Origin of the sequence: Halarchaeum sp. P4, assembly GCF_051195175.1 — an archaeon.
Lineage (GTDB): Archaea > Halobacteriota > Halobacteria > Halobacteriales > Halobacteriaceae > Halarchaeum.
In genome coordinates this window covers 430,660-454,903 of sequence record NZ_JBNTKC010000001.1, presented here as the reverse complement: position 1 = coordinate 454,903, position 24,244 = coordinate 430,660, and the positions used below count along the sequence as shown (strand labels likewise).

The window sequence follows — 24,244 nt, the reverse complement described above, 5'->3', positions numbered from 1 at the left end:
CGCGTCAGTAGCCGAGCGCGTCGAGCGCGTCGCGGACGCCCGCGACGTAGCGGTCCGCGCCGAAGTGCCAGAGGTGGTCGAGGAGCGGCACGAGGACGTAGCAGTGAGAGCGCTCCGCGAACCCCGGGTCGATGGCTCGATGCGCCTCGTAGGCGTCGAAGAACGCCTCGGAGAAGCCGGCGAAGCGACAGTACGCGAGTTCGTACTCCGCATGCACGTACGCGCACGCGGGGTCAAGGAACGCCGCCACGGTGCCGTCGCGGACGACGACGTTGTTCGCCCACGCGTCCCCGTGGACGAGCGACGCCGGCGGGGACGACGGCAGGAGCGTGTCGACGTCGTCGGCGAGCGTGCACACGCGCTCGTGGAGGGCGTCGGGGAGGACGCCGTCGGCGTGCGCGTCGGCCGCGATGGGGCGTAAGCGCGTCTCGCGGAAGAACGTCGGCCAGTCACCGAGGCGAGGGTTCGTGCGGCGATGGCGGCCCGACCACGTCGGCGTCGGGTAGCCGTAGCGCGCCGCGGTGGTGTCGTGGAGGCGCGCGAGGTGGCGGGCGACGTCACGCTCGGCGGCCTCGTCGAACGCGCCGTCGCCCGCGATATAGTCGAGGACGAGGCAGTCGTCGTCCGCGTGCACCACCGTGGGAACCGGGAGGCCCGCGCGTTCGAGGTCGGCGAGCATCCGGGCCTCGACGGCGGGCGGCGTCCCGCCCTCGGCCGCCTTCGCGACGACCGTCCGGCCGTCCGCGAGGTCGAGGCGGCTGACCGTCCCGATTTCGCCACCGTCGAGCGTCATCGAGTCGACGACGGCGGTGTCGAGGGCGCGGGCGACGCGGGTGTGGAGGGCGTCAGACACTCGTGGCAGTAGCCACCGGACGGGTCAAAACGATTCCGTCGTCGCGGCCGTCCCGTCGGACGCCAGAGTGGGCGTCGCGGCCGCGGCGCTCAGCGGCGCCGCAGCAGGAACGCCGCGAGTGTCGCACCGAGCGCGAGTGCGACGCCGAACCCGGGCGACCCACCGCTCGTCGTTCCGGTGGTCGTCGGGGTCGGCGTCGACACCGTCGTCGACGTGGTCTCGGTCACCGGTTCGACGGTCTGCGTGGTCGTTGCCGTGGGTGTCCCGCCGACGGCGAACGTGGAGAACCCGGGCGTCGAGGCGACGTAAGTGCCGCCGCCGCGGTGCTCGGTCGGGAGCGGAGTCCACGTCCCGCCGTGGTAGCGGTAGAGCGTGACGTCCTCGGGTGCCGTGCCGCTCGGGAGTGTGCGGTCCTCGACGGTGAACCGAACCGTCGCGCCCCGGACGTCGGCGTCCGCGGCGTCCGTCTCGATGCCGAAGTAGCTCACCGCGGCCGCCGCATCGAGCGCCGGCGTCCCGCGCGGGGCGGAGGCGTTCGGCGCTCTCACTGTGACGGTGAGGCGACTGACGGTGTCCGTCACCGAAATCGTCGCGCCGGCGACAGTGACGCCACCCTCCGCGCTCTCGTTCGGGAGGGTGACGGTGGCCGTCCCGTTCGTCACGGGCGTCGAAATCACGGTCGTCGTCGCGTTGACGGACACCGTCGTCTCGTTCCGCGTCGGCGTCGTCGTTGTGGTGGTCGTCGCGTCGGCACCGCCGCCACCGCCGCCGACGAAGCCGCCACCCCCACCACCGCCGGTGAAGCCACCACCGCCGCTACTGCTGGTCGTCGTTGTGGTGGTCGTCGTGGTCGTCGTCTTCGCCTGCACGGTCACTGTGGCCGTGGCGTTCGCGCGCTGGTCGCGCGTGTCCACCACGGTCACCGTCGGCTGGTAGGTCGCCGCCGACTGGTACGCGTGCGTGATGCTCGGCGTGGAGGCGTTCGTCGTCCGCTCGACCGTCCCGTCGCCGTCGACGTCCCAGCGGTAGGCGGTGACGCCCTGCGGGTCCGCCGACCCGGTGGCCGAGAGCGTCACCGACTCGCCCACGACCGGGGACGACGAGGAGACCGTGAGCGCCGCCGTCGGCGCCGAGTCGACGACGCGGACCGTCGTCTCGTTCGAAACCGCGTGGCCGCCCGTGTCCACCACGGTGTGGTTCAGGGTGTAGTTCCCGAGCGCCGTGTAGGTGTGCGCGACGACGGACCCGCTCGCGGTCGTGTTGTCGCCGAACTGCCAGCTCTGGGTGGCGATTCCGAGGTTGTCCCACGAGGCCGTGCCGTCGTAGGCGTACGACACGTTCGCCTCGACCGGGCCGGACCGGTTCAGCCGGAAGCGCGGTTCCGGCGGGACGTCGTGGACCTCGAAGGCGTCAAAGGTCGTCAGGGTCGCCGCGTTACCGTCGGCGTCCGTCGCGTTCACCGCGACGCTCACGTTCCCGACGTGGCCGGTCGTGTTCAGCGCGACCGCGTAGCGGGTCAGCGCGCCGTCTCGGGTGGTGTCGAGCACCATGGCGTTCTGCCAGCCGCTCGCGTTCCCGTCGAACGGCGTGGTGCTCGCGCCCCCAGTCGCGTACAGCACGCTCGCGTTCGCGAGCGACGAGTGGTCCGCGACGGTGAGCGTCACGACGGTCGAGCCGTTTGGCGCCTCACTCGTCGCGTCGAGGCGCTGGGGCGTGACGGCGAGGAACTGCGGCGGGACGTTGTCCGTCTCGGCCGCGTAGGTCACGTTGTACGTCGCGACGGTGCGACTCGACTGCGCGAAGCCGTCGTTGCGCGCGTCCGTCCGGACGGCCACCGTCTCGCTCTCGTTCACCGAGACGGTTCCGTCGACGCGCGCGGCGGTCGTGTTGTAGGACGCGACGCGCGTGCCGTTCGTCCAGACGGTGACCGTGTCGTTCGCCGTGTCGGCGTACGTCGTGTCGATGCCGTCGGCGTCCTGCGTGGCCTGCGGGACGACGGCGACGGGGCCGTCCCCGCCGCTGAGGTTCCACCGCACCCACGTCGCGACGAGCGGCTGGCGGAGGACCGTCCGCTCAGTCGTCGACCCCGAGTTGGCGACGCCAAACGCACGGGTGCCGGTCACCCACGTGCCGTTCGTGCCGCGCACGGCGAACCGCAACTCGCTCCCCGGCGTGCGGTAGACGGACTGGACGAGCTGACCGCCGAGCGATCCGTTCGCCAGCGGCCGCCGGTACGCGTCGCGGAACGAGACGTTATAGGTCGTGTTCGCCTCCGCGCGGGTGTACGTGAGGTCGGTCCGCACGAGGTCGGCCGTGCTCACGTTCCACGTCGCGTTCCCGGCGATGCCGGTGACCGAGTGTTGGAGGTAGTAGAGCGACGGCGACCCGAGTCCCGGCCCGGGCGTGCTGCTGCGGAGTCGGGTCGTCCGGAGCGTCAGGTCCGCGTCGGGGCTGACGTAGACCGTCCCGACGCCGTCCGCCCCCGTCGCGTGTGACATCGAGTAGGTGTCGACGTCGCCGTACGGGGAAGTCCATGGCGCGCCGCGCTCGACTGCCGTGGCGCGCAGATGGCGGTTGGTCGTCGTCGCGTTCGTGACGGTCGCCGAGCGCGCGACCGTCGCGCCCTCGTCGAGCGTCACCGTCGTACTGCCGTTGACGACGACTTCCTTCGAGGTGATGATCGGCTCGCCGGTGTTCTCCTCGGTCCCGACCGACAGCGCGTTGTAGGTGCCGTTCGCGATGACGTAGCGCGTCACGTTCGCGCCGGAGAACGCCATCCGGTCGAGGGCCGCGACCGGCCCCGTCCGGGCGAACGTGCTGTCGTTCTCCGCGAAGAGGAGCGCGAGGTCGTCCGTGACGTTCGTGCTCTCCATCGGGCGTTTCTCTATCGTCACCGCGTACGCGCGTGCGAACCCGAAGACGCCGGTCGCCTCGCTCGCGTTGAACGAGAGGCGCCCGGCGTACGCGCCGACGACCGTCCCCGTCTGGACGGTGACGGCGAGGGCCGCGCGCTCGCCGGACGCGAGCGTGAGCGTCGAGCGGTTCAGCGACACCGACGCGTCGCCCTGCTCGGGGTTGACGACGTTCGTGACGCTCGCGTTCACGTCGAGCGTCGCGTTCGACTCGCCGTAGTTCGCCACCGTGACCGTCCGCGTCACCGTCGTGTTCGAGGTGTACTGGCCGAAGTCCGTCGAGCCGGGCGACACCACGACGTCCGGCCCGAGGTCGTCCGAGGTGGTCACGCTCGCGGCCTCGAGGGCGTCGGTCGCGTTGATTCGTCCCGCGCCCTGCGTGTACGCGTCAGTCGCGTTGAGCGGGTCCGCGGTGGAGAGGAGCCGCGACTTCACCTCGCCCGGCGTGAGTGCGGCGTTCTTCGAGAGCATGAGCGCGACGACGCCGCTCGTGACCGGCGTCGCCATCGAGGTGCCGCTCATCTCGACGTAGGCCGACCCCTCCTCGTAGAAGGCGTTCGCGCTCACGATGTTCACCCCGGGCGCGACGACGTCCGGCTTCAGGAAGTGACCGCGCGGCGTCGGGCCGCGTGAGGAGAACGCGGCCATCGCGTCGTGCTTGTCGGTCGCGCCGACCGTGATGGCGTTCTCGGCGATGCCCGGGCTCCCGACGGAGAGGTACTCGCCGTTGTTCCCCGCGGCGACGACGACCGGGATGCCAGCGGCGGTCGCGTTGTTGATTGCCTCGGTGTACGGGTCGTTCGAGCGGAGCTGGTAGGCCGGCCCGCCGAGACTCATCGAGATGACGTCCGTCCGGTTGTCCTCGACGGCGTGCTGAACGGCCGCGATGACGCGACTCGTCGGCGCACCGCCCGTGCCGAAGACTCGCAGGTCGAGCAGGCTCGCGTTCGGCGCGATGCCGGCCTGTGAGCGGTTGACGTCGCCCTCCCCGGCGATGGTCGCGGCGACGTGCGTCCCGTGGCCGATGCGGTCCTGCGCGTCGGTGTCGTTCTCGACGAAGTCGTACTCGCCGACGACTTTCCCGGTGTCGTTCAGGTCGGGGTGTGTCTGGTCGATGCCGCTGTCGATGACGGCGACGGTGACGTTCCGCCCGCTGACGTTGTACGTCCGCTTCGCGCGCTCGCCGTCGACGATGCGGTCCGCGTCGGCGTTCGCCACGTGGTACTTCACGTCGAGCGAGACCCGTCCGACGTCTTCGTCCGCGCGGAGGCGCTCGGCGACGGTGCCCGCGTTCGCCTTCGCGACGTGCGTCGAGGCGGCGTCGATGAGGCCGAGCCGACGCTCCGTGGTGACGCCCGCGACGGAGTCGAGAACGTCCGTAGTCGCCGTGCCGGCCGTCGAGCGCTGCGGTCCCGCCTCGCCGTCCGCGTCGCTCACGATGAGTGGGAGCGACGTGCTGTTCGCGTCGTCGTAGCCCTGCGCGAGAAGCAAGTCGACGTTGAACAGCGAGGGGTCGAACGTCTCGAAGTCCACGCCGGCCGGAACGACGTACGTCCCGCGCGGCGTTCTGACCGTGTACGTCGTCGTCGACGCGTCCGTGTAGTACCGCGTCGTCCCGTTGTGTGACGTGACGTGGACCGTCTGCCCCGTGAGCAACGTCACGTTCGTACCCGCGGTGGAGGTCGCCCCGCTGGGCGTCGCCGTGACGTTCGAGACGTTGCCGGGGAGCGCGTCGAGCGGCGGTGCGGGCGCGCTCGACACGTCGGGCGCTGTTCGTGTTGGTGACGTCGTTGCTGCTGCCGGCGCCACCACACTCCCGACGACGAGCGCGGCGACGACGAGCGCAGCCAATGCACGAGGATTCATGCTAGAGGAACTGTCACTCGAAAACGAGCGCTAGGGACAAATAATCACGGACTCGAACACTTCCGAATCCGCGCTCGCCGCCTTACTGCCGGCGGGCGCGGAGGATCGACACGTCGCCGTTGCGCGTCGTCGGTGTGGTGCGTCGGACGTGACGACGGCGCATACGGCCGGGGAAACGACGGTTTTAAGGACGGCATACCCCTCGTCTCAGACGAGACAGGCGTAGCCTGTTTCACTGACCCGTAGGAGCCCCCTGACGGGGCAAGTACACTACGGAGGTGAAAGATGGCAGACAATATAGAAGAGGCAGTCGCGCAAGCGATCGAGGAGGCCCCAGAGCGGAATTTCCGTGAGACGGTGGACCTCGCGATCAACCTCCGTGACCTCGACCTCAACGATCCGTCGAACCGTGTCGACGAGAGCGTCGTGCTGCCGTCGGGCACCGGACAGGAGACGAATATCGTGGTTTTCGCCGAAGGTGAGACAGCCGTTCGCGCCGAAGACGTCGCAGACGACGTCCTCGGTGGCGACGAGCTCGAAGACCTCGGCGACGACGATGACGCTGCGAAGGACCTCGCCGATGAGACCGACTTCTTCATCGCCGAAGCGTCCATGATGCAGGACATCGGTCGTTACCTCGGTACCGTCCTCGGTCCGCGCGGGAAGATGCCGACCCCGCTCCAGCCCGACGACGACGTTGTCGAGACCGTCAACCGAATGAAGAACACCGTGCAGCTCCGGTCGCGTGACCGCCGCACCTTCCACACGCGCGTTGGTGCGGAGGACATGTCCGCCGAGGACATCGCGTCCAACATCGACGTCATCATCCGTCGACTGCACGCCGACCTCGAGAAGGGTCCCATGAACGTCGACTCCATCTACGTGAAGACGACGATGGGTCCCTCCGTGGAGGTGGCCTAAATGTCCGCAGAATCCGAGCGCACGACGGAGACGATTCCCGAGTGGAAGAAGGAGGAAGTGGCGGAGATCGAGGAGTTCCTTGAGTCCTACGATTCCGTCGGCGTCGTGAACGTCGCCGGCATTCCGTCGCGCCAGCTGCAGGACATGCGCCGTGAGCTTCACGGGAGCGCCGAGCTCCGGATGAGCCGGAACACGCTCCTGAAGCGCGCACTCGAGTCGGTCGACGACGGTCTCGAAGACCTGACCGAGTTCGTCTACGGCCAAGTCGGGCTCGTCGGGACGAACGACAACCCGTTCGGCCTCTACAAGGAGCTCGAGGCGTCCAAGACGCCCGCCCCCATCAACGCTGGGGAGGTCGCCCCGAACGACATCGTCGTCCCCGAGGGCGACACCGGTATCGACCCGGGTCCGTTCGTCGGCGAACTCCAGCAGATCGGTGCGAACGCACGTATCCAGGAGGGCTCCATTCAGGTCCTCGAGGACAGCGTCGTCACCGAAGAGGGCGAAGTCGTCTCTGACGACGTCGCGAACGTCCTCGGCGAGCTCGGCATCGAGCCGAAGGAGGTCGGTCTCGACCTCCGGAGCGTCTTCAGCGAAGGCGTTCTGTTCGACCCCGAAGACCTCGCGATCGACGTCGAGGAGTACCGCGCGGACATCCAGTCCGCCGTCGCCTCGGCGCGCAACCTCTCCATCAACGCCGAATACCCGACCGCCGCCACCGTCCCCGACATGCTCCGCAAGGCTGCCGGGGAGGCGAAGAGCGTCGGTCTCGAGGCCGCGATCGAGAGCCCCGACCTGATGGACGACCTCGTCAGCACGGCCGACGCGCAGGTCCGCGCGCTCGCAGCCAACATCGACGACGAGGAGGCACTCCCCGAGGAACTCCGCGGCGTGGAGGCACCCGCCGCCACGGCCGAGGAGGAGTCCACGGAGGAGTCCGAGGAAGAACAGGCTGAAGAAGAAGAAGCCGAACCCGAAGACGACGGCGACGACGACGAAGACGCCGGCGGCGAGGGTCTCGGCGAGATGTTCGGTTAAACAACTACGAGGTTCACAACAATGGAGTACGTTTACGCTGCACTCATCCTGAACGAATCGGGCGAGGAGATCAACGAGGACAACGTCACGGCCGTTCTCGAGGCCGCCGGCGTCGAGGTCGAGGAATCCCGCGTCAAGGCGCTCGTCGCCGCGCTGGAGGACGTCGACATCGAGGAAGCTGTCGAGTCCGCCGCGGCCGTTCCGGCTGCCGGTGCGGCCGGCGGCGCTGCCGCCTCCGAGGAGTCCGAGGAAGAGGAGTCCGAGGAGTCCGAGGAGTCCGAGGCCGCCGAGGAAGAAGAGGAAGCCGAAGAAGAGGACGAGGAGGCCTCCGGCGAGGGTCTCGGCGACCTCTTCGGTTAAACTCGACGGACACCCAATCCACGTTTTTTCTTTGGCGCGGCCAACCGAGTAGTGACGACGCCGCGGAGACACGAACACCGAGCGCCAGCGAGGCGTGAGTAGCGCGACAACCGAGTAGCGACGGTGCCGGCGGGAGCGACGCCGACGTTCAAGTAGGATGCGGTGGCCACTTCGTCGGAATGTACGCGTTCGGCGTCCGGGTCGGCTTCGAGACGGGGTCGGCGCTCGTGTTGCTCGGATTCGTGGCGCTCGGCGTCGCGCTCGGTACCGTCTCGGGGTTGACGCCGGGCCTCCACGTCAACACGCTCGCGGCGTTGCTCGCGGCAGCGGTGCCGGTCCTCCCGGGGCCGGCACGCGGCGTCGCCGTCGCAATCCTCGTTGCGGGCGTCGTCCACTCGATTCTCGACGTGGTGCCGGCACTCGCGCTCGGCGTGCCCGACTCCGCGATGGCCCCCTCGACACTCCCCGGGCATCGCCTCGTACTCGCCGGTCGCGGCCGCGAGGCACTCAGACTCTCCGCGCTCGGCAGCGGAGCGGCCGCACTCCTTGCGTGCCTGCTCGGGTGGCCGATAACGCAGGTCGTCCGGCCGTTCGCGCCACTCCTCCACGAACACCTCCCGGTGGTGCTCGCGGCCGTCGTCGTCTTCCTCGTGCTGACCGAGCGGACGCGCCGACAGCGCCTCGGCGGACTCGTCGCCTTCCTGCTGAGCGGTGCCTTCGGCGTGCTCGCGCTCGACCTGCCGACGGCGCCGCTGCTCGGGAACGGGGACCTCTTGATGCCGGCGTTTGCGGGTCTGTTCGGTCTCCCGATACTTCTGGAGGCGACACGCGGCGGCGGCCCGCCGAAGCAGGGCGACACCGCCATTACGGCATCACCACGGCGAACGCTCCTCGCGGCGCTCGCCGGTGCGGCCGCGGGTGCGGCGGTGAGCTACGTCGCCGGTGTCTCCAGCGCCGTCGCCGCCGTCATCGCACTCGCGGCGCTCCCGCCGCATGCGGGCGACGGCGACCGCTCCTTCCTGGTCGCGACGAGCGGCGTCAACACCTCGAACACGATCTTCGCGCTCTTCGCGTTCGTCACGCTGGACGAGGCGCACACGGGTGTCGTCGTTGCGCTCGACCGGAGCGCAGTCCCGCTCGACCTGCCGCTCTACGTCGTCTGTCTCCTCCTCGCGGCGGCACTCGGCGTCGTATTGGTGCTCGTCGTCGGCGACCGGTATCTCGACGCCGTCCGATTTCTTCCGTATCGGGCGGTGTGTACGGCGGCGTTCGCGGTCGTCTGCGTGCTCGCGTTCGTGCTCGCCGGCCCGGTCGGTCTCGCCGTCCTCGCGGGCGGGACGCTCGTGGGGTTCGTGCCGGTTCGGTTCGGCGCGCGCCGCGTCCACCTGATGGGCGTGCTCATCGTGCCGCTGGTGCTCACGGTCTGACGGCAGAAAGAACGGAAAGGGTGTGTCAGGCGCTGCTGTTGCCGTGCTGGACGCCCTGCATGAGCGTCTTCACGCGCGGCGCCTCCTGGTCGTCGATACGCTGTGGGTAGACGGCGACGGCGACGACGTAGTCGTCACCGTCCTGTACCTTCGTGACGTGGACGTAGACGTCCATCGACTGGCCGCCCTTCAGCGTGGCCTTCGCGCTGAACTTCCCGACGCTCGTGTTATGGCCGAGCATCGTCGTCGTGTAGTTCGACTGATGCTGGATGCTATTGACGCTCTGGTAGTTCTGCTGGAGGAGCATCACGAGCTGGGTGTTGTTGTACTTCGCGACGGGGTTGAACGGCCCCTGCCCGAGCACTTTCACTTGCGGGGTGGCGACGGCGCTGAAGACGGCGGCGCGCTGAGAGCCGAGCGGACCGAGGTCGACCGTCCGGTCGTACTGGGCGACCCAGTTCGTCACGGTCACGTTCTTCGACTGGCCGGCGGCGCTGAACGTCCGGTTGATGACCTGCTCGTTGACGGAGACTTTCTCGTAGTTCGTCTCGGAGAGTGCCTGGTCGCTGACGGTGGCCTTCTCGGCGCTGAACGTGACGGGCCCGGAGAGCATCGAGCACCCCGAGAGCGCGACGAGTGCGGCGAGCGCCACCACTGCAAGCTGCTTGTTGCGCATGCTACGCGCGACTATTCGGCGCCCCCGAAAAAAGCCACCGGCCGTTAGAGCCTGTATGTCGGCCCGCTGTCAGTATCTTCGACAGTGACACCGAGCGCCTCAAGCTCGTCTCGAAGCCGGTCTGCGCGCTCGTACTCACCCTCTTCTCGCGCCTCCTCTCGGAGTTCCAACACGAGTTCGACGAGGTCCTCTGCGACGGTGACGTCCCCACCCTGCTCGCCGCCGAGCGAGAAGCCGAGGACGTCGCCGCCGTACGTCTCGAACGTCTCGACGGCGCGCTTGAGGCCGCGGTAGTCGTACTCCTCACGCTCGGCGAGGTGGACGTTCACAGCGGAGACGAGCTCGAAGAGCGCGGTGAGCGCCTCGCGGGTGTTGAAGTCGTCGTTCATCGCCACCTCGAAGTCCGAGGCCGCTTCCGCCTCGGCGGCCCGTAGGTCCTCGTCGGCGGCCTTCGTGTGGGCGTCGACGCTGTCGAGAGCGGCAACGGCGTCCTCGTAGCACCGGGAGAGTCGCTCCCAGCGCTCGACGGCCTCCTCGATGGCCTCCTCCGAGTAGGTCTGTCGGCTGTTGTAGGTGCCCGAGACCATGAAGAGCCGGAGGGCGTTCGGACCGTACTCCTTGACGGCGTTCTTCACGGTGATGAAGTTCCCGAGGCTCGAACTCATCTTCTCCTCGTCCATCTCGAAGAGCGCGCAGTGGAGCCAGTAGTTCGCGAACGGCTCGCCGGTCGCGGCCTCCGACTGGGCGATTTCGTTCTCGTGGTGCGGGAAGACGAGGTCCCGGCCGCCGACGTGAATATCGAGCGTCTCGCCGAGGTGCGCCATGCTCATCGCGGAGCACTCGATGTGCCAGCCGGGTCGGCCCTCACCCCACGGCGAGTCCCACGTCTGGCCCTCGGGGTGGGCAGGCGTGCCCGGGTGGTCGTGGCCGCGGTGGCGCGCGATGGCGTCCGCGTCGACGCCGTCCGCCTTCCAGAGTGCGAAGTCCGCGGGGTTGCGCTTCTCGGACGCCTCCTCGGGGTCGCCCTGCTGTTCGATGTTCTCCAACTCCTGGTTGGAGAGTTTGCCGTACTCCTCGAAGGTGGTGACGTCGAAGTAGACGGAGCCGTTCGACTCGTAGGCGTGGCCCTCCTCGATGAGCGTCTCCACGAGGTCGATGATTTCGGGGACGTGCTCGGAGACGCGCGGGCGGACGTCGGTGCGTTCGAGGTTGAGGGCGCGCATCGACTCGAGAATCTCACCGATGTAGTGCTCGGCGACGTCGTTCTCGTCCTCGCCGTCGCGGCCGACGCGGGCGACGATTTTCTCGTTCACGTCGGTGAAGTTCTCGACGTGCTGGACGTCGTAGCCGAGATGGCGGAGCCAGCGACTCATCACGTCGACGTGTACCCACGAGCGGGCGTGGCCGAGGTGTGGCGGGTCGGACGTCGTCAGCCCACAGTAGTAGAGGCGGACGTCGTCGGGGTCCTGCGGGACGAACTCCTCGGTCTCGCCGGAGAGCGTGTTACTCACGCGCAGCGTCATTACTGGCGGGGTAGGGCGAGGCCCGACGTTAAACCGTTGGTCCGCCGCTCACGCGGACGTGGGCACGCCCTCGAGCGCGGCCTCGACCGCACGGAGCGCGTCCGGGCCGTCCCTGCGCCCGACGACGACGAGTAGCGCGTCGTCCACGACGCCCGCGGCTTCCACCCCGACATCCGCGACGTCGAGGCGCCCGAGGACGACGCCGAGCGCGCTCGCGTCCACGTCCCCGACGGCGAGCACACCCGTCAGGGGGCCCTCGCCGGGCGCGAAGCCGGTGTCGTTGACCGTGAGAACCGCGTCCGTGTCTTCGCCGCTCTCGACGCGACCGAGACGACTCTCCATCGTGACGCGGGCGTCGCGTGCGTCGGTGTCGTAGCCCTCGAGGTCGTCCGCGTACCGTCGGAGCGCCGTTGCCGCTGCGTCCACGTCCGCGTCGTCGTCGAGGCCGAGGAAGCGCGCGGCCGCCGCGTAGTTCACGACGCCCGCGCGGAGCGCCGCCACGAGGAAGGGATAGTCGCGCAGCGCCGCCCGGACGTCCGCAGCCAGCGTGTCACTCATGGGTGAGCGAAGGGACAGCGACAGGATAACGCTTCGTGGTTCGTCGCCGGAGACGGTGACCATAAGGCCCGCGCGCGCCAACGCGCGTGTATGCAAGCGCTCGTCATCGTCGCGCACGGCTCGCACCTCAACCCGGGGTCGAGCGAACCAACGTTCGCGCACGCGGACACGATTCGGGCGACTGGGGCGTTCGACGAGGTCCGCGAGGCCTTCTGGAAGGAGGAGCCGTCCTTCCGCGAGGCGCTCCGGACCGTCGAGTCCGAGGAGGTGTACGTCGTGCCGCTGTTCGTCTCGGAGGGCTACTTCACCGAGGAGGTCATCCCGCGCGAACTCCGCCTGGAGGGCTGGGACGTCTCCGACTGGAACTCCGACGGGACGGACGCCGAACACGTCACGCTCCAGGCCGCGGACGTCGGGAAGACCGTCCACTACTGCGGGCCGGTCGGCACGCACGACTCGATGGGCGACGTCATCGTCGAGCGCGCGAAGTCCGTCACCGGCGACCCGGACGTCGGGGACGGGTTCGGCCTCGCCGTCGTCGGCCACGGCACCGAACGCAACGAGAACTCCGCGAAGGCCATCCACTACCACGCCGACCGCATCCGCGAGTCCGGCCGCTTCGAGGAGGTGAAGGCGGTCTTCATGGACGAGGACCCCGAGGTCGACGACGTCACCGACTTCTTCGAGGCCGAGGACATCGTCGTCGTGCCGCTGTTCGTCGCGGACGGCTTCCACACCCAGGAGGACATCCCCGAGGATATGGGCCTCACCGACGACTACCGGACGGGCTACGACGTCCCCAGCGAGGTCGACGGTCACCGCATCTGGTACTCGGGTGCGGTCGGCACCGAACCGCTCGTCGCGGACGTCATCCTCGAGCGCGCCGGTGACGCGGGCGCGGACGTCGCGCGCGCCATCGAGGCGGTGCGCGAAGAGACGCGCGAGAACGCCGGCGACACCGCGGCCGCGGGGGACTGAGCGATGGCGGACGGTGTCGCCGCCCTGATGGAGGCGGCCACGGACGGTGTCGACTTCGACGGCCTCGTCGTCGAGAACACCGCGTACGGCTATCGCTTCGAGGCCCCCGAGGTGTCGAAGCGCGGCCTCGACGCGGGCGAACTCGCCGCACTCGCCGACGGCGACCCCTACGTCGAGAACTGGCGGTACTGGGAGGAGACGGTTGGGGGACACGGCACCGCGCGCCGCGCGTTCCTCCGCTGGGTTGAGGGCGCGGACGAGACGGCGGACGCCGACGGCGACGAAAGTGACGCCGAGGAGGAGTCCAACGGCGAGACGACGGCGGACGAGACGCATCCCGTGAAGGCCCGGATGGACGACCTCCGCGAGTCTGGACGCACGCGGACGTGGGGCGAACTCCGGATTCGGGTTCGCATCGAGTCGGGCGGCAAGCGCGTCTACGACGTTCGACACCACGAGGACGCCGACGTCGACCCCCGCGACCTCGACACCTACCGGGACCCGCTGGACGCGCGCGAACTCGTGAAGCACGACGACGACGGCCGCTATCGCCCGCTCTCGACGGCCCCGTCGCTCCCGCACGGCTGGCGGTTCGTCGACCTCGACGGGCGCGACCTCACGCAGACCGTCGACTTCGTCTACCCCGCGACCGTCGCGAACTGGCACCGTGAGCGCGAGGGCGAACTCGACGTCACGCACTGGCGCGAGACCGCCGAGCGCCAGACCGGTATCTTCGACGTCGTCGAGGACCTCCCCGAGGAGGCGCTCGCGTGGGCGGCCGAGGCCTGCTGCGTCGACAGCCAGTGCCTCAAGCGTCGCGAGTGGGACCACGACGAGGACGCCGAACTCGACGTCCCGCGCGGCGACGGGGAGTTCCCCTGCCGGGAACCCTGCTCGCTGTTCGTCTCCGCGGCGCGGAAGTTCACCTACCTCGAGAAGGAGGACGAGGAGACCTACGAACTCACGCTCACCGAGAGCGAGCTGGAGCAACTCGGCGACCTCGTGGACGCCGTCGCGGACGACCGTGTCGACGAAATCCGGGAGGCGGACCTCGGTGACGGCGCGAACCGCTATCGGGCGCGCTACCTCCGCGCGAAACGCGGGAGCGACTTCGCGGAGTAACTAGCGGTTCACGTAGTACCACGACCCCGCGGTGCAGGCCGCCGCGATGAGCGCGATGGCGAGCGCGGCGTACCCGTTCACGAAGAGGACGGCGAGCACCGCGCAGAGGACACCGATGACGGCGACGACGGCGGGTGCCGCGGGACGCAACTGGTCCGCGAGCGACACCTCCTCCTCGTGGTGTTGGACTTCGGCGAGCGACTCGTCCACCTGGACGTGCTGTGGCGTCTCGGGCTCGACGACGCGGATGGGGATTTCGAGGCGTTCGGCGCCGTAGCCGGAGACGACTTCGAGCGTCCCGGTGATGGGCCGCGGCCCGTCCGGGTCGACGGACACCGGCACCGTCTCCGCCCCGCCCTTCGTGACGTAGTGGTTGCCGTCGCCGATGCTCGCCACCCGCGAGAGCGCGTCGTCGAGATGAACGTGGACGTGGCTCGCAGTGCCGTGATTGGCGAGTTCGACGGCGAACGACCCGTCGACTTCGAGCGATGACGGGTCGGCGTCGAGCGCGTGGATGCGCTCGCGGTTCAGGTCGACGGTGAGGGTCCGCGGCACAGTACGGCCGGGGAGACGACGGCCGGGAGGAAAAAGGTTCGCCGTGGGGTCTACGCGGGAGTCTCCTCGCGCATGTCCGGCGGGAGGAGGTTCGGAATGCCGTCCTCGATGGGGTAGGTCTCGCCGCAGTCCGTGCACGTCAGCGTCCCGGCAACGACCTCGTCGTCCTCCTCGTCCTCGACGTCGAGTTCGAGGTCGTGTTTGTCGAGCGGACAGCAGATGATGTCCATGAGGTCCCGCTTCATGTTTCGAGACGTGGGTGGCCGCCGCCCAAAAGCCTACGGGTTCCTCGGCGTGAGCGGCCCGGCTTTTCCGCTCCTCCGTCGTAGACTGACGCGATGGCCGACTTCGACGCGAGCAACCCCCTCCCGTTCCTCGTCGAGCAGGCGTTCTACCTCGGCGGCGTCCTCCTCGTGTTCTTCGTCGCCGCACACCTCCTCGGCCTCGTGCTGGCCGCCAACGGTCCCGGCGGGACGCTCGGCTCGCTCCTCGGCGTCCTTCCGGAAGTCGTGCGCTACACGGGGCTCGCTGTCGCGGGTATCTATGCGGTGGCACGCGGGACGCAGTGAAAAAACGACGGACGCGCAGAGGGCGCGCTACTCGAAGGGGTTGGTGCGGACGACGGTTTCCTCGCGCCCGGGGCCGACGCCGAGCGCGTAGGCGGGGACGCCGAGTTCGTCCTCGATGTACTCGACGTACGCCCGTGCCTCGGCGGGGAGTGCCTCGTATCCCTCCTCGGCGACGACCTCGGAGTCGAACTCCGCCCAGCCGTCGAACGTCTCGAAGACGGGCTCACAGTCCGCCCAGCGCTGGGTGGTCGCGGGAATCGTCTGAATCTCCTCGCCGTCGAGTTCGTAGGCGCGCCCGACCTTCACCTCGTCGAGGCCGGCGAGCACGTCGAGGTGGTTGATGACGACCCCCGTGAAACTGTTCACGCGCGTGGAGTGACGGAGCATCGGGAGGTCGAGCCAGCCGACGCGGCGCGGCCGTCCCGTGACGGTGCCGTACTCGCCGCCCTCGTCGCGGATGTAGGTCGCGAGCTCCTCCGCGCGGCCCTCGCCCTGCGTGTAGCCGGGCGTGTCGCCCTCGACGCCGCCGAGTTCGGTGGGGAGCGGGCCGCTGCCGACGCGCGTAAGGTAGGCCTTGACGATGCCGACGACGTCGCCGTCGCCGACGACGCCGGGACCGAGGCCGGTGCCGGTCGCGGCGCCGCCCGCGGTGGGGTTCGAGGACGTAACGTAGGGGTAGTTGCCGTGGTCGATGTCGATGAGGGTGCCCTGCGCGCCCTCGAACATCACTTCCTCGCCGGCGTCCAGCCGCTCCGCGAGGAAGTCGCCGGCGTCGACGAGCATGTCCCCCTCGACGAGGCGCTCGGCGTATTCGCTGTACTCCTCGTAGAGCGCGTCGACGTCGAACTCCTCGCCGACCTCGACGCCGAAGACGTCCTCGGCGAGCGCGCGCTTCTGCGGGACGACGTACTCCAGTTTCTCGCGGAGGACCTCCTCATTCACGAGGTCGCCGGCGCGGATGCCGCGACGGCCGGCCTTGTCCTCGTAGGTCGGGCCGATGCCGCGGCCGGTGGTGCCGACTTCTTCGCCGTCCTCGCTCTTGGCCTCCTCCTCGATGCCGTCGAGGACGCGGTGGTACGGGAAGATGATGTGCGCGCGGCGCGCGACGCGGACGTCCGGGTCGAGGCCGCGCTCGCGGAGCGCGTCGATTTCTTCGAAGAGCGTGGCGGGGTTGACGACACAGCCGTTGCCGAGGACGCCGGTCTTGCCGCGGACGGCTCCGCTCGGCACGAGGGAAAGCTTGTACTCCTCGCCCTCGTGGACGACGGTGTGGCCGGCGTTGTCGCCGCCCTGATAGCGCGCGACGACGTCGACGGCGTCGCCGAAGATGTCGACGACGCCGCCTTTGCCCTCGTCGCCCAGCTGCGAGCCGACGATGGTGACGGTCATACGGCGGACGTTTCGCCGCCTCGGTGAAACCCGTTACGGTCCCCAGCCCCGAAAATATGCACTGACGTGTACACTAACTGCGTGGCGAATCGAGTCGGTGCCCACGAACGACGCCATCGCCGTCGGCAACGCCGGGCAGAAAGACGTATATCCACCGGGTGCGAAATCGCCGCAGAGAGGCGCCTTTGGGGACCGGGCGGCCGTAGGACAACCTTTAAAGCCTGCCCGGACAAGTTAACAAATGCCATGATAGACCGACTTGAGAAAGAGGTCGATATGCTCGAACGCCACCTCGAAGTGCTCCGAATGGTCATCGAGAACGAGCCCATCGGCATCGTCAAGATGTCCAACGAGACTGGCTATCCCCACCACAAGGTCCGCTACTCCCTGCGCGTGCTCGAAGAGGAAGACCTCATCGAGCCGTCCAGCCAGGGCGCCATCACGACTGAGCGCACCCACGAGTTCGTCGACGAACTCGACGAGAAGGTGGACGAGATCGTCGACAAACTCGAATCGATGAAGATCGAGTCCGCCGAGGAAGCCGAAGCCGAGAACTAGAGTTCGGGCACGGTCACGTGGAACGACCCGTTCCGGTCCTCCACGAGACAGAGGTGGTATCCGCGTTTGCGCGAGACTTTCACGTAACTCTCCTTCTCGCTTCGACGTAACAACCCGCCGGAGGCCGCCGCCTCGTCGGCGACTTCGAGCGCGTCCGGTTCGAAGAACGACGCCGTCACGTAGAGTGCCGCACCCAGCGACTCCGCGACTTCGCCGACGGCGGACGCCGACTCGGTCAGCGTCTCCATCTCGTCGCCCGTTACGGGGTCACGCGACGTGTTGAGCGCCGCGACGGCGAGCGGGTCGCCCATCCGGTCGCGGAGCACGACGTCGAAGTCGCGCCGGACCGTCTCGCCCTCCTCGTCCGAGAGTTCGACGGTGCCGCCGAGTTCCGCGCGGTCAACCGACGGAATCGCCTCGTAGAGGTCCGCGAGGCCCTTCCGATGACCCGTTTCCAGCACCTCGACCGGGAGTTCGCGTACTGCCCACGAGACGAAGCGGTAGGCCGCCGTCCCGTGGAGGAACGCCTCGTAGGGTTCGCCCTCGACGGTGGCGTCCGCGGCGTCGAACGTCGTGTGGTGTTCGAGCGTGAGGTTCGCGTCGATGGCGGACGGCTCCGCCTCGCCGAGGTCCTCGAGCGTCGGTTCGGCCTTCGACTCGTAGCGCACGAAGAGGTTCGTCCCCGCGATTGCCTCGACGGGCGAGAGGTCGCCCGCCCCGGTCTGCGCGCTCTCGCGTGCGGCCTCGAGGTCGGCTTCGAGCGTCGCGATACGCTCCTCCAGTCGGTCGACGGTCTCCCGGAGGTCGTCGCGCTCCGCGCGCACGTCCTCGAGGTCGCGCTCGCGCGCCGCCACGTCATCCTGTGCGGACTCGAGGCGCTCCTCAAGCGCCTCGATACGCTCCTCGCGCGCCGCGAGTTCGCTCTCGAGCGTTTCGAGGCGTCCGTCCCGCGCGGGTTCAGCCTCGACCGTCTCCTCGCGCGACTCACGGGACGTCCGGGACCGCGCCTCAGCCGTCTGCGCCGCCCGCGTCGGGCGCGACGCCGTCGCACTCCCCGTCTCGGCCGCCTCGGCACCGGCCGCCGACGAGTCCTCTGCCTCCTCGTCGGGCGCGAGTGTGGGGACGCGCGTCGTCTCGCGCCACGCCTCCTCCTCGTGGAAGACGTCGGACGACCCGGTCGCCGTCTCGGTCGTCTCCGAGGTCGGCTCACTCGTCGACTCCCGGGTCGCGCGCGCTGTCGGCGTCTGCTCGACGGCTTCCGCGCCGGGCGACTCCACCGACGGCCGCGCGGACGACGTCTCGCCCGTCGGCTCTTCCGGTTCGGTGTTGGCGGCGGTGACTGTCGCGTCAACACCGTCGGTGTCCGCCGTGGCTGCTGTCGCGTCCACCTGGTCGTCGGGTTCCTCAGACTCGTCGGCGTCCTCCTCGTGCTCGGCGGCCGCGTCGCGTTCCTCGGTAGCACCCGCGTCGACGGTCACGCCGGCCCCATCCTCGGTCGCTTCCGCTTCGTCCGCGGTGTCCGCAGTGTCTGCTTCCGACGCCTCGACGGCTCCGCTGGTGTCGGCCGATTCCGCTGCCGCGTCGTCCACGGTAGCCGCGTCGGTGTCCGTCTCGGGCGTCGTGGAGGGTTCGGTGACGCCGCCGTCCGACGACTCCTCGGACGGCCCCTCGCGCGTCGCGGCGCTCGCTGACGTGGTGCTCGCGGCCGCAGCGGCCGCCGAGTCGGACGCGCCCGAAGTCGTCGTCCCCTCGTCGGCGTCGGGGAGGTCGGGGAACTCGAGGTCGACGGAGACGACTTCGTAGAGCCCCACCTCGTCGGCGGCGCGCTCGAAGGCCTCGTCGCCGGTCAACACCTCGGGCGTGTTGCCGACGAAGGCGGCGGGGAGCGGGCGGCCGCCGTAGTAGGCGACGTAGTAGTCCCCGCTCAGGACGTTCTCGGAGAGCTCGACGTAGCCGGTGAAGCCCGCGTTCTTGAGGGTGTCGTCGGTCTCCGTGAGCGGCGTGTCGTTCGTGTAGTAGCGTGCGCGCGTCTCGCCGTCGGCCTCCTGCATCGCGAAGAGGAGCGGGAGCGCGAGGTCGGGGGCCTCGTAGACCGTGCCGGACGCGGCGGCGGCGACGTCCTCGGTCGTGCCGCCGTAGACGCCGACTGGGCGGCCGTTGACGAAGAAGAGCCAGACGTCGTCGGCGACGACGGCGCCGGAGAAGTCCGCGTCTGCGAGCGACGTGAGAGCCGCGGCCCCACCCGAGAACGGTCGGGTGTCCCACGTCTCCACGCGCTCGACTGTACGTGTCTGCATGTGCGTGACGTGGCGACAGCCACGTAAAACGTTTTCCGGCGACTCAGTCCGGGAGCCCGCTCGTGTCGCCGGCCTGTCGTGTTCAGAAACGAGTCCGCGGCGTCCGGCTCAGAGCTTGCTACCGGCGTCGTCAGCGAGCTCCTCCATGCGCTTGCTGATGCGGCCGGCGTTCGAGAACTCGTCCTCGCTCATCGCCGTCGCGAGGGCGTTACCGAGCACGAAGACGGCGTGCTTGTGCTCGCTCTTGGACTTGTGGACGTGGGAGGGGTCGATGTCGAGTTCGTCGTAGGTGTCGAAGACGCTCGCGTCGACGTTGTCGTACTCCGAGAACTTCTCCTTTATCTCCACCATCTGCTCGTGGAGTTCGAGCAGCTCGTCCTTGTGCATAGACGAGTTTGGGTATAGGACGGGTTAAACCTTGCTCGCCAGCGCGTCACACACTCAAAAAGGCAGTTAGAAGACGTACTCGTCGTCGTGCCCCATCATGCCCTCGTCTTCGAGGCCGGGTTCGTCGTCTTCCATGGGGCCGCTGGTCTTGTACGCCTTGATGCCGGCGGAGAGGAGGTCCTCGATGGCGTCCTCCCGCGTGAGGAACTCGCCCTGCTCGACGAGTTGGGCTATCTGCATCTCGATGTGGTCGGGGATGTTGATTTCCACCTTGGGCATTCGTCTAGCCCGAGTTTTGGTGCCTCCCGGTATAAACTTGGCGGGGTGATTTTTCGGTACAGAAACTATTCCTTCCACAGACCGAAAGTTACTTTCCCTATTCTGGACGGTCGGTTTCTCGATACCGGTACCCTCAGGGTCGCCGACGCACTACTCGAGCGTATGAGCGTGAAGGACGTCACGGACCTCTACCGGGAGTTCGGCGAGGAGCGGCTCCCGCCCGGACAGACCGAGACCACCGCCTTCCCCGTCCTCTCCAAGAGCGGGACGCCCGACTGGGACCCCGAGACGTGGACGTTCAGCGTCCGAGGCGCCGTCGCGGAGGAGTTCGACCTCTCGTGGGAGGAATTTCGCGACCTCCCGAGCGAGACCCAGCGACAGGACTTCCACTGCGTCACCGGCTGGAGCAAGCTCGACTGCGAGTTCACCGGCGTCACCTTCCCGACTGTCGCCGAGCGCGCCGGCGTCACGTCCGACGCCGTCCACGTCATGTTCCACGGCCTCGACGGCTACACCACCAACCTCCCGCTCGACGTCGTGAACCGCGAGGAAGTCCTCTTCGCGTGGGGCTACGACGGCGACGACCTCCCTCGGGAGCACGGCGGGCCGCTCCGCGTCGTCACTCCACACCGCTACGCCTACAAGAGCGCGAAGTGGGTCGACGGCGTCACCTTCCTCACCGAGCCCGAACGCGGCTATTGGGAGAAACGCGGCTACTCGAACACCGCGAACCCGTGGAACGAAGAGCGCTATAGCTAGACGCGTCTTCTCGCGCTCGTCCGTCGCTCGCTGGAAAAGGTCGTAGGGGCTAAGGCGTGCCCACTCCGAGTGTGAGTAGATGGATTCACGCGAGGGCGTCGCGCGGGCCGATACCGCGGGACTCGTCAGTCGGACGGTCCGATTGCCGGACGCGTCGCTGTCGGGGCTGCTGCGGACGCTCGGCCGGCCGAACGTCGTGTGGTCGGCCCCGGGCGAGCCGTCGTTTACGGGCTACGGTGCGGCGGCGCAAGTGACGGCGGACGGTCCCGACCGGTTCGCGGCGGTCCGCGAGCGTGCGAGCGACGTCTTTTCATCCGTCGACCGTCCGACCGACGCGCCAGCGGCAGCGCGCCCGCGCTTCGTCGGCGGGTTTGCGTTCCACGACGGCCACTCGGCGACCGAAGACTGGGCCGGGTTCCCGACGGCGGCGTTCGTCCTCCCGCACGTGCAGGTGGTGACCACCACGGAGGGGACGTGGCTGACGGTGAACGCCTACGGGCCGCGCGCGAGCGAGCCGCGCGTCGAGGAGACGCTGAACTCGGTGCGCGAGCGGTTCGACCCGGACGAGCGGACGGCGGGCCGGCCGCCGGGCGTCGCGGCGACGGCCAGAACGACGAGCCGCGCGGAGTGGCGTCACCAGGTTGAGGCCGCCACCGAGCGGATTCGCGCGGGCGAACTCGAGAAGGTCGTGCTCGCCCAGGCACTCGACGTGACGCTCGAAGCGCCGTTTTCGCTGCCGGACGCCCTGGACCGACTCGGCGCGACCTACCCGGAATGTTTCCGGTTCGCGTTCCGGCCGACGGACGGCGCGACGTTCTTCGGGGCGTCCCCGGAGCGCCTTGTCTCGCGGCGCGGGCGCGACCTCGAGACGGGCGCGCTCGCGGCGACGGTGGGGCGCGGCGAGACGCCGGACGTCGACCAGCAACTGGAGGCGGACCTGCGCTCGTCGGCGAAGTATCGCCACGAGCACGAGGTGGTCGCCGAGCGCATCCGCGAGCAACTCCGGGGCGTCGCCGGGGACGTCACGACGGGGGAGCGGACGGTCCGCAAGCTCGCAACGGTCCAACACCTCTTCACGCCCATCGTCGGCGAGACGGACGAGCACGTCCTCTCGCTCGCGGAGGCGCTCCATCCGACGCCCGCGGTGGGCGGGCTGCCGCCGGACGCGGCGCTGGACGTGATTCGGGAGACGGAGACGTTCGACCGCGGCTGGTACGCGGCCCCGGTGGGGTGGTTCGACCGGGCGGGCGACGGGACGTTCGCGGTGGCGATTCGGACGGCGCTCGCCGAGGCGGAACACGTCCGGCCGTTCGCGGGCGCGGGCATCGTCGCGGACTCCGACCCGGACGCCGAGTGGGAGGAGGTCCAGTTGAAGTATCGGCCGATACTCGACGTCTTCGAACGCGAGGAGGGCGAGCCATGACCGACGACAGCGGCGACGCCGCGCCGAACCGAGCGACGCTCCACGCGCGCGTGCTCGTCGACGAACTCGTGAAGGCCGGCGTGTCCGCCGTCTGCGTCGCCCCAGGGAGTCGCTCGACGCCGCTCACCGTCGCGTTCGACGCCCACGAGGGCGTGACGACCTACTCGCACCTTGACGAGCGCTCGGCGTCCTTCTTCGCGCTCGGCCGGGCGAAGCGCGCCGGCGAGCCGGTGGCGCTCGTCTGCACGTCGGGGACCGCGGCGGCGAACTTCCACCCGGCGGTCATCGAGGCGAACCAGTCGCGCGTGCCGCTCGTCGTCCTGACCGCGGACCGCCCGCCCGAACTCCGGGACAGCGGCGCGAACCAGACGATAGACCAGGAGAAGCTCTACGGCGACGCCGTCCGCTACTACACGGACCTGCCCGAGCCCGCCGTCGAGGCCCGGACGCTCCGCTCGGTGCGCGTGACCGCCGACCGCGCCGTCGCGGCCGCCACCGGCACGCACCCGGGCCCGGTCCACCTGAACGTCCCGTTCGCAAAGCCGCTCGAACCGACCGAGACGCCGGCCCCACCCGAGTCGCCCCACGGCGTTCCGGATGGTTGGGAGAGCGAGCACGCCCTCGCCGCACAGGGCCGCGACGGACCGTTCGTCGCGACGGCGCAGGGTCGCCTCGCGCCCGACGACGCGACGCTCGCGGACCTGGCTGACGCCGTCGAGACGGCCGAACGCGGCCTCATCGTCGCCGGACCGACCGACCGGGACGATACTGGGGCAATCACGTCGCTCGCGGGCGCGACCGGCTTCCCGATACTCGCCGACCCGCTCTCCGGGCTCCGCTACGGCCCGCACACCGACGACGTGCCGGTCTACGGCGGCTACGACGGCTACCTCGACCCCGACGTGACCGCCGACTGGCCGGACCCGGACCTCGTCGTTCGGTTCGGCGCGTCGCCGACCTCGAAGCCGCTCCGCCGGTACCTCGCACGGACCGGGACGCGGCAGGTTGTCGTCGACCCGGCGGGCGAGTGGCGCGAGGCGACGTTCACCGCGACGGACCTCGTCGTCGCCGACCCCGGCGTGTTCGCCGACCGACTCGCCGCGCGCGTCGAGACCGAGAGCGCCGACTGGCCCGCGTTCGCCGAGGCCGAACGCGTCCACGCCGCGGAAGTCGAGGCCGCCGAGGCGTTCTTCGAGGGAGCAGTCGCGCGCCGCGTCGTCGCGGACGCCCCGGACCCTGCGACGCTCTTCGTCTCGAACAGCATGCCCGTGCGCGACGTCGACCGCTACGGCGCGGTGCGCGACGCATCACTCTCCGTCCTCGGCAACCGGGGTGCGTCGGGCATCGACGGTATCACCTCTAGCGCGCTCGGCGCGGGAAGCGCGACCGACGACCCGCTCGTCCTCCTGACGGGCGATTTGGCGTACTACCACGACATGAACGGCCTGCTCGCGCTCGAACGCTGCGGCGTCGACGCCACCGTCGTCCTCGTGAACAACGACGGCGGCGGCATCTTCCACATGCTCCCCATCGAGGCGTTCGACCCGCCGTTCGAGGGCCAGTTCAAGACGCCCCACGGCCTCGACTTCGCGCCCACGGCCGAACTCTACGGCCTCTCGTTCACCCGCACCGAGCACCTCGAGACGTTCGAGAACCTCTACCGGGCGAGCGTCGAGAGCGAGGGCACCCAGGTCATCGAGGTCGCCTCGGACGCCGAGGCGAGCCACCGCGTCCGCGAGCAAATCGCCGCGCGCGTCCACGAGCGCCTCGCCTGACGCCCACCCACATCTTTTT

The 24,244-nt window shown here is 69.3% G+C and carries 22 protein-coding genes; 11 read left to right on the top strand and 11 right to left on the bottom strand.

Features of this window, described 5'->3' with window-relative positions; genetic code table 11:
• Window positions 1-4: 4 nt before the first annotated feature.
• Window positions 5-853, bottom strand: coding sequence for a fructosamine kinase family protein (locus ACQUS8_RS02340; protein ID WP_435096349.1), 849 nt, complete (start codon window positions 851-853; stop codon window positions 5-7).
• 89 nt (window positions 854-942) lie between these two features.
• Window positions 943-5,631, bottom strand: coding sequence for a S8 family serine peptidase (locus ACQUS8_RS02335; protein ID WP_435096347.1), 4,689 nt, complete (start codon window positions 5,629-5,631; stop codon window positions 943-945).
• A 285-nt stretch (window positions 5,632-5,916) separates the two neighbouring features.
• Here ACQUS8_RS02335 and ACQUS8_RS02330 point away from each other — a divergent pair, with 285 nt between their 5' ends.
• The 4 genes from ACQUS8_RS02330 to ACQUS8_RS02315 all read left to right on the top strand — a co-directional run bounded on the left by ACQUS8_RS02330 (window position 5,917) and on the right by ACQUS8_RS02315 (window position 9,377).
• Window positions 5,917-6,552 (top strand): 50S ribosomal protein L1, encoded by a 636-nt coding sequence (locus ACQUS8_RS02330; protein WP_435096345.1) that lies wholly within the window; start codon window positions 5,917-5,919, stop codon window positions 6,550-6,552.
• Window positions 6,553-7,590 (top strand): 50S ribosomal protein L10, encoded by a 1,038-nt coding sequence (locus tag ACQUS8_RS02325; RefSeq protein WP_435096342.1) that lies wholly within the window; start codon window positions 6,553-6,555, stop codon window positions 7,588-7,590.
• A gap of 21 nt (window positions 7,591-7,611) precedes the next feature.
• Entirely contained in the window at window positions 7,612-7,950 is a 339-nt protein-coding gene (gene rpl12p, locus ACQUS8_RS02320) for a 50S ribosomal protein P1 (protein ID WP_435096340.1), read from the top strand.
• A gap of 179 nt (window positions 7,951-8,129) precedes the next feature.
• On the top strand, window positions 8,130-9,377 hold the full coding sequence (locus ACQUS8_RS02315) for a tripartite tricarboxylate transporter permease (RefSeq protein ID WP_435096338.1): 1,248 nt from the start codon (window positions 8,130-8,132) through the stop codon (window positions 9,375-9,377).
• A gap of 25 nt (window positions 9,378-9,402) precedes the next feature.
• Here the strand turns inward: ACQUS8_RS02315 and ACQUS8_RS02310 are convergent, their stop codons facing one another.
• The 3 genes from ACQUS8_RS02310 to ACQUS8_RS02300 are packed head-to-tail and all read right to left on the bottom strand — an operon-like array spanning window position 9,403 to window position 12,134.
• Entirely contained in the window at window positions 9,403-10,053 is a 651-nt protein-coding gene (locus ACQUS8_RS02310; RefSeq protein ID WP_435096336.1) for a DUF6517 family protein, read from the bottom strand.
• Window positions 10,054-10,097: 44 nt separating this feature from the next.
• The gene (gene cysS / locus ACQUS8_RS02305) at window positions 10,098-11,576 is read right to left on the bottom strand and encodes a cysteine--tRNA ligase (protein ID WP_435096333.1); all 1,479 of its coding nucleotides are present in this window, start codon (window positions 11,574-11,576) and stop codon (window positions 10,098-10,100) included.
• 48 nt (window positions 11,577-11,624) lie between these two features.
• Entirely contained in the window at window positions 11,625-12,134 is a 510-nt protein-coding gene (locus ACQUS8_RS02300) for a DUF7523 family protein (protein ID WP_435096330.1), read from the bottom strand.
• Window positions 12,135-12,224: 90 nt separating this feature from the next.
• Here ACQUS8_RS02300 and ACQUS8_RS02295 point away from each other — a divergent pair, with 90 nt between their 5' ends.
• Together ACQUS8_RS02295 and ACQUS8_RS02290 are read left to right on the top strand one after the other, a co-directional pair.
• The gene (locus ACQUS8_RS02295) at window positions 12,225-13,112 is read left to right on the top strand and encodes a CbiX/SirB N-terminal domain-containing protein (protein ID WP_435096327.1); all 888 of its coding nucleotides are present in this window, start codon (window positions 12,225-12,227) and stop codon (window positions 13,110-13,112) included.
• A gap of 3 nt (window positions 13,113-13,115) precedes the next feature.
• Window positions 13,116-14,234: a DR2241 family protein gene (locus tag ACQUS8_RS02290; RefSeq protein ID WP_435096324.1), complete on the top strand. Its 1,119-nt coding sequence runs from the start codon at window positions 13,116-13,118 to the stop codon at window positions 14,232-14,234.
• Here ACQUS8_RS02290 and ACQUS8_RS02285 read toward each other — a convergent pair whose 3' ends face one another.
• Window positions 14,235-14,789 (bottom strand): DUF7524 family protein, encoded by a 555-nt coding sequence (locus ACQUS8_RS02285; RefSeq protein WP_435096321.1) that lies wholly within the window; start codon window positions 14,787-14,789, stop codon window positions 14,235-14,237. It lies immediately after the preceding gene.
• A gap of 50 nt (window positions 14,790-14,839) precedes the next feature.
• Entirely contained in the window at window positions 14,840-15,034 is a 195-nt protein-coding gene (locus ACQUS8_RS02280; RefSeq protein WP_435096318.1) for a methytransferase partner Trm112, read from the bottom strand.
• Window positions 15,035-15,127: 93 nt separating this feature from the next.
• Between ACQUS8_RS02280 and ACQUS8_RS02275 the strand changes: the two genes are divergently transcribed.
• The gene (locus tag ACQUS8_RS02275; RefSeq protein WP_435096315.1) at window positions 15,128-15,358 is read left to right on the top strand and encodes a hypothetical protein; all 231 of its coding nucleotides are present in this window, start codon (window positions 15,128-15,130) and stop codon (window positions 15,356-15,358) included.
• Between the two features lie 27 nt (window positions 15,359-15,385).
• Here the strand turns inward: ACQUS8_RS02275 and ACQUS8_RS02270 are convergent, their stop codons facing one another.
• A complete protein-coding gene (locus ACQUS8_RS02270; protein WP_435096312.1) occupies window positions 15,386-16,747 on the bottom strand; it encodes an adenylosuccinate synthase in 1,362 nt (453 codons plus the stop codon).
• Window positions 16,748-16,993: 246 nt separating this feature from the next.
• Between ACQUS8_RS02270 and ACQUS8_RS02265 the strand changes: the two genes are divergently transcribed.
• The gene (locus ACQUS8_RS02265; protein ID WP_435096309.1) at window positions 16,994-17,305 is read left to right on the top strand and encodes a hypothetical protein; all 312 of its coding nucleotides are present in this window, start codon (window positions 16,994-16,996) and stop codon (window positions 17,303-17,305) included.
• Here ACQUS8_RS02265 and ACQUS8_RS02260 read toward each other — a convergent pair.
• From ACQUS8_RS02260 to ACQUS8_RS02250, 3 genes are all read right to left on the bottom strand, one after another.
• A complete protein-coding gene (locus ACQUS8_RS02260; RefSeq protein ID WP_435096306.1) occupies window positions 17,302-19,602 on the bottom strand; it encodes a DUF7527 domain-containing protein in 2,301 nt (766 codons plus the stop codon). The genes ACQUS8_RS02265 and ACQUS8_RS02260 overlap by 4 nt on opposite strands.
• Window positions 19,603-19,710: 108 nt before the next feature.
• Window positions 19,711-19,989, bottom strand: a complete 279-nt coding sequence (locus tag ACQUS8_RS02255; RefSeq protein ID WP_435096303.1) for a UPF0058 family protein — start codon at window positions 19,987-19,989, stop codon at window positions 19,711-19,713.
• 66 nt (window positions 19,990-20,055) lie between these two features.
• Window positions 20,056-20,268, bottom strand: coding sequence for a DUF7120 family protein (locus ACQUS8_RS02250; protein ID WP_435096300.1), 213 nt, complete (start codon window positions 20,266-20,268; stop codon window positions 20,056-20,058).
• Between the two features lie 162 nt (window positions 20,269-20,430).
• Here ACQUS8_RS02250 and ACQUS8_RS02245 point away from each other — a divergent pair, with 162 nt between their 5' ends.
• The 3 genes from ACQUS8_RS02245 (at window position 20,431) to menD (ending at window position 24,225) form a co-directional block, all read left to right on the top strand.
• Window positions 20,431-21,027: a sulfite oxidase-like oxidoreductase gene (locus tag ACQUS8_RS02245; protein ID WP_435096297.1), complete on the top strand. Its 597-nt coding sequence runs from the start codon at window positions 20,431-20,433 to the stop codon at window positions 21,025-21,027.
• A 79-nt stretch (window positions 21,028-21,106) separates the two neighbouring features.
• Entirely contained in the window at window positions 21,107-22,450 is a 1,344-nt protein-coding gene (locus ACQUS8_RS02240) for an isochorismate synthase (protein WP_435096294.1), read from the top strand.
• On the top strand, window positions 22,447-24,225 hold the full coding sequence (gene menD / locus ACQUS8_RS02235; RefSeq protein WP_435096291.1) for a 2-succinyl-5-enolpyruvyl-6-hydroxy-3-cyclohexene-1-carboxylic-acid synthase: 1,779 nt from the start codon (window positions 22,447-22,449) through the stop codon (window positions 24,223-24,225). The genes ACQUS8_RS02240 and menD overlap by 4 nt, the downstream gene beginning before the upstream one ends.
• Window positions 24,226-24,244 lie beyond the last annotated feature (19 nt).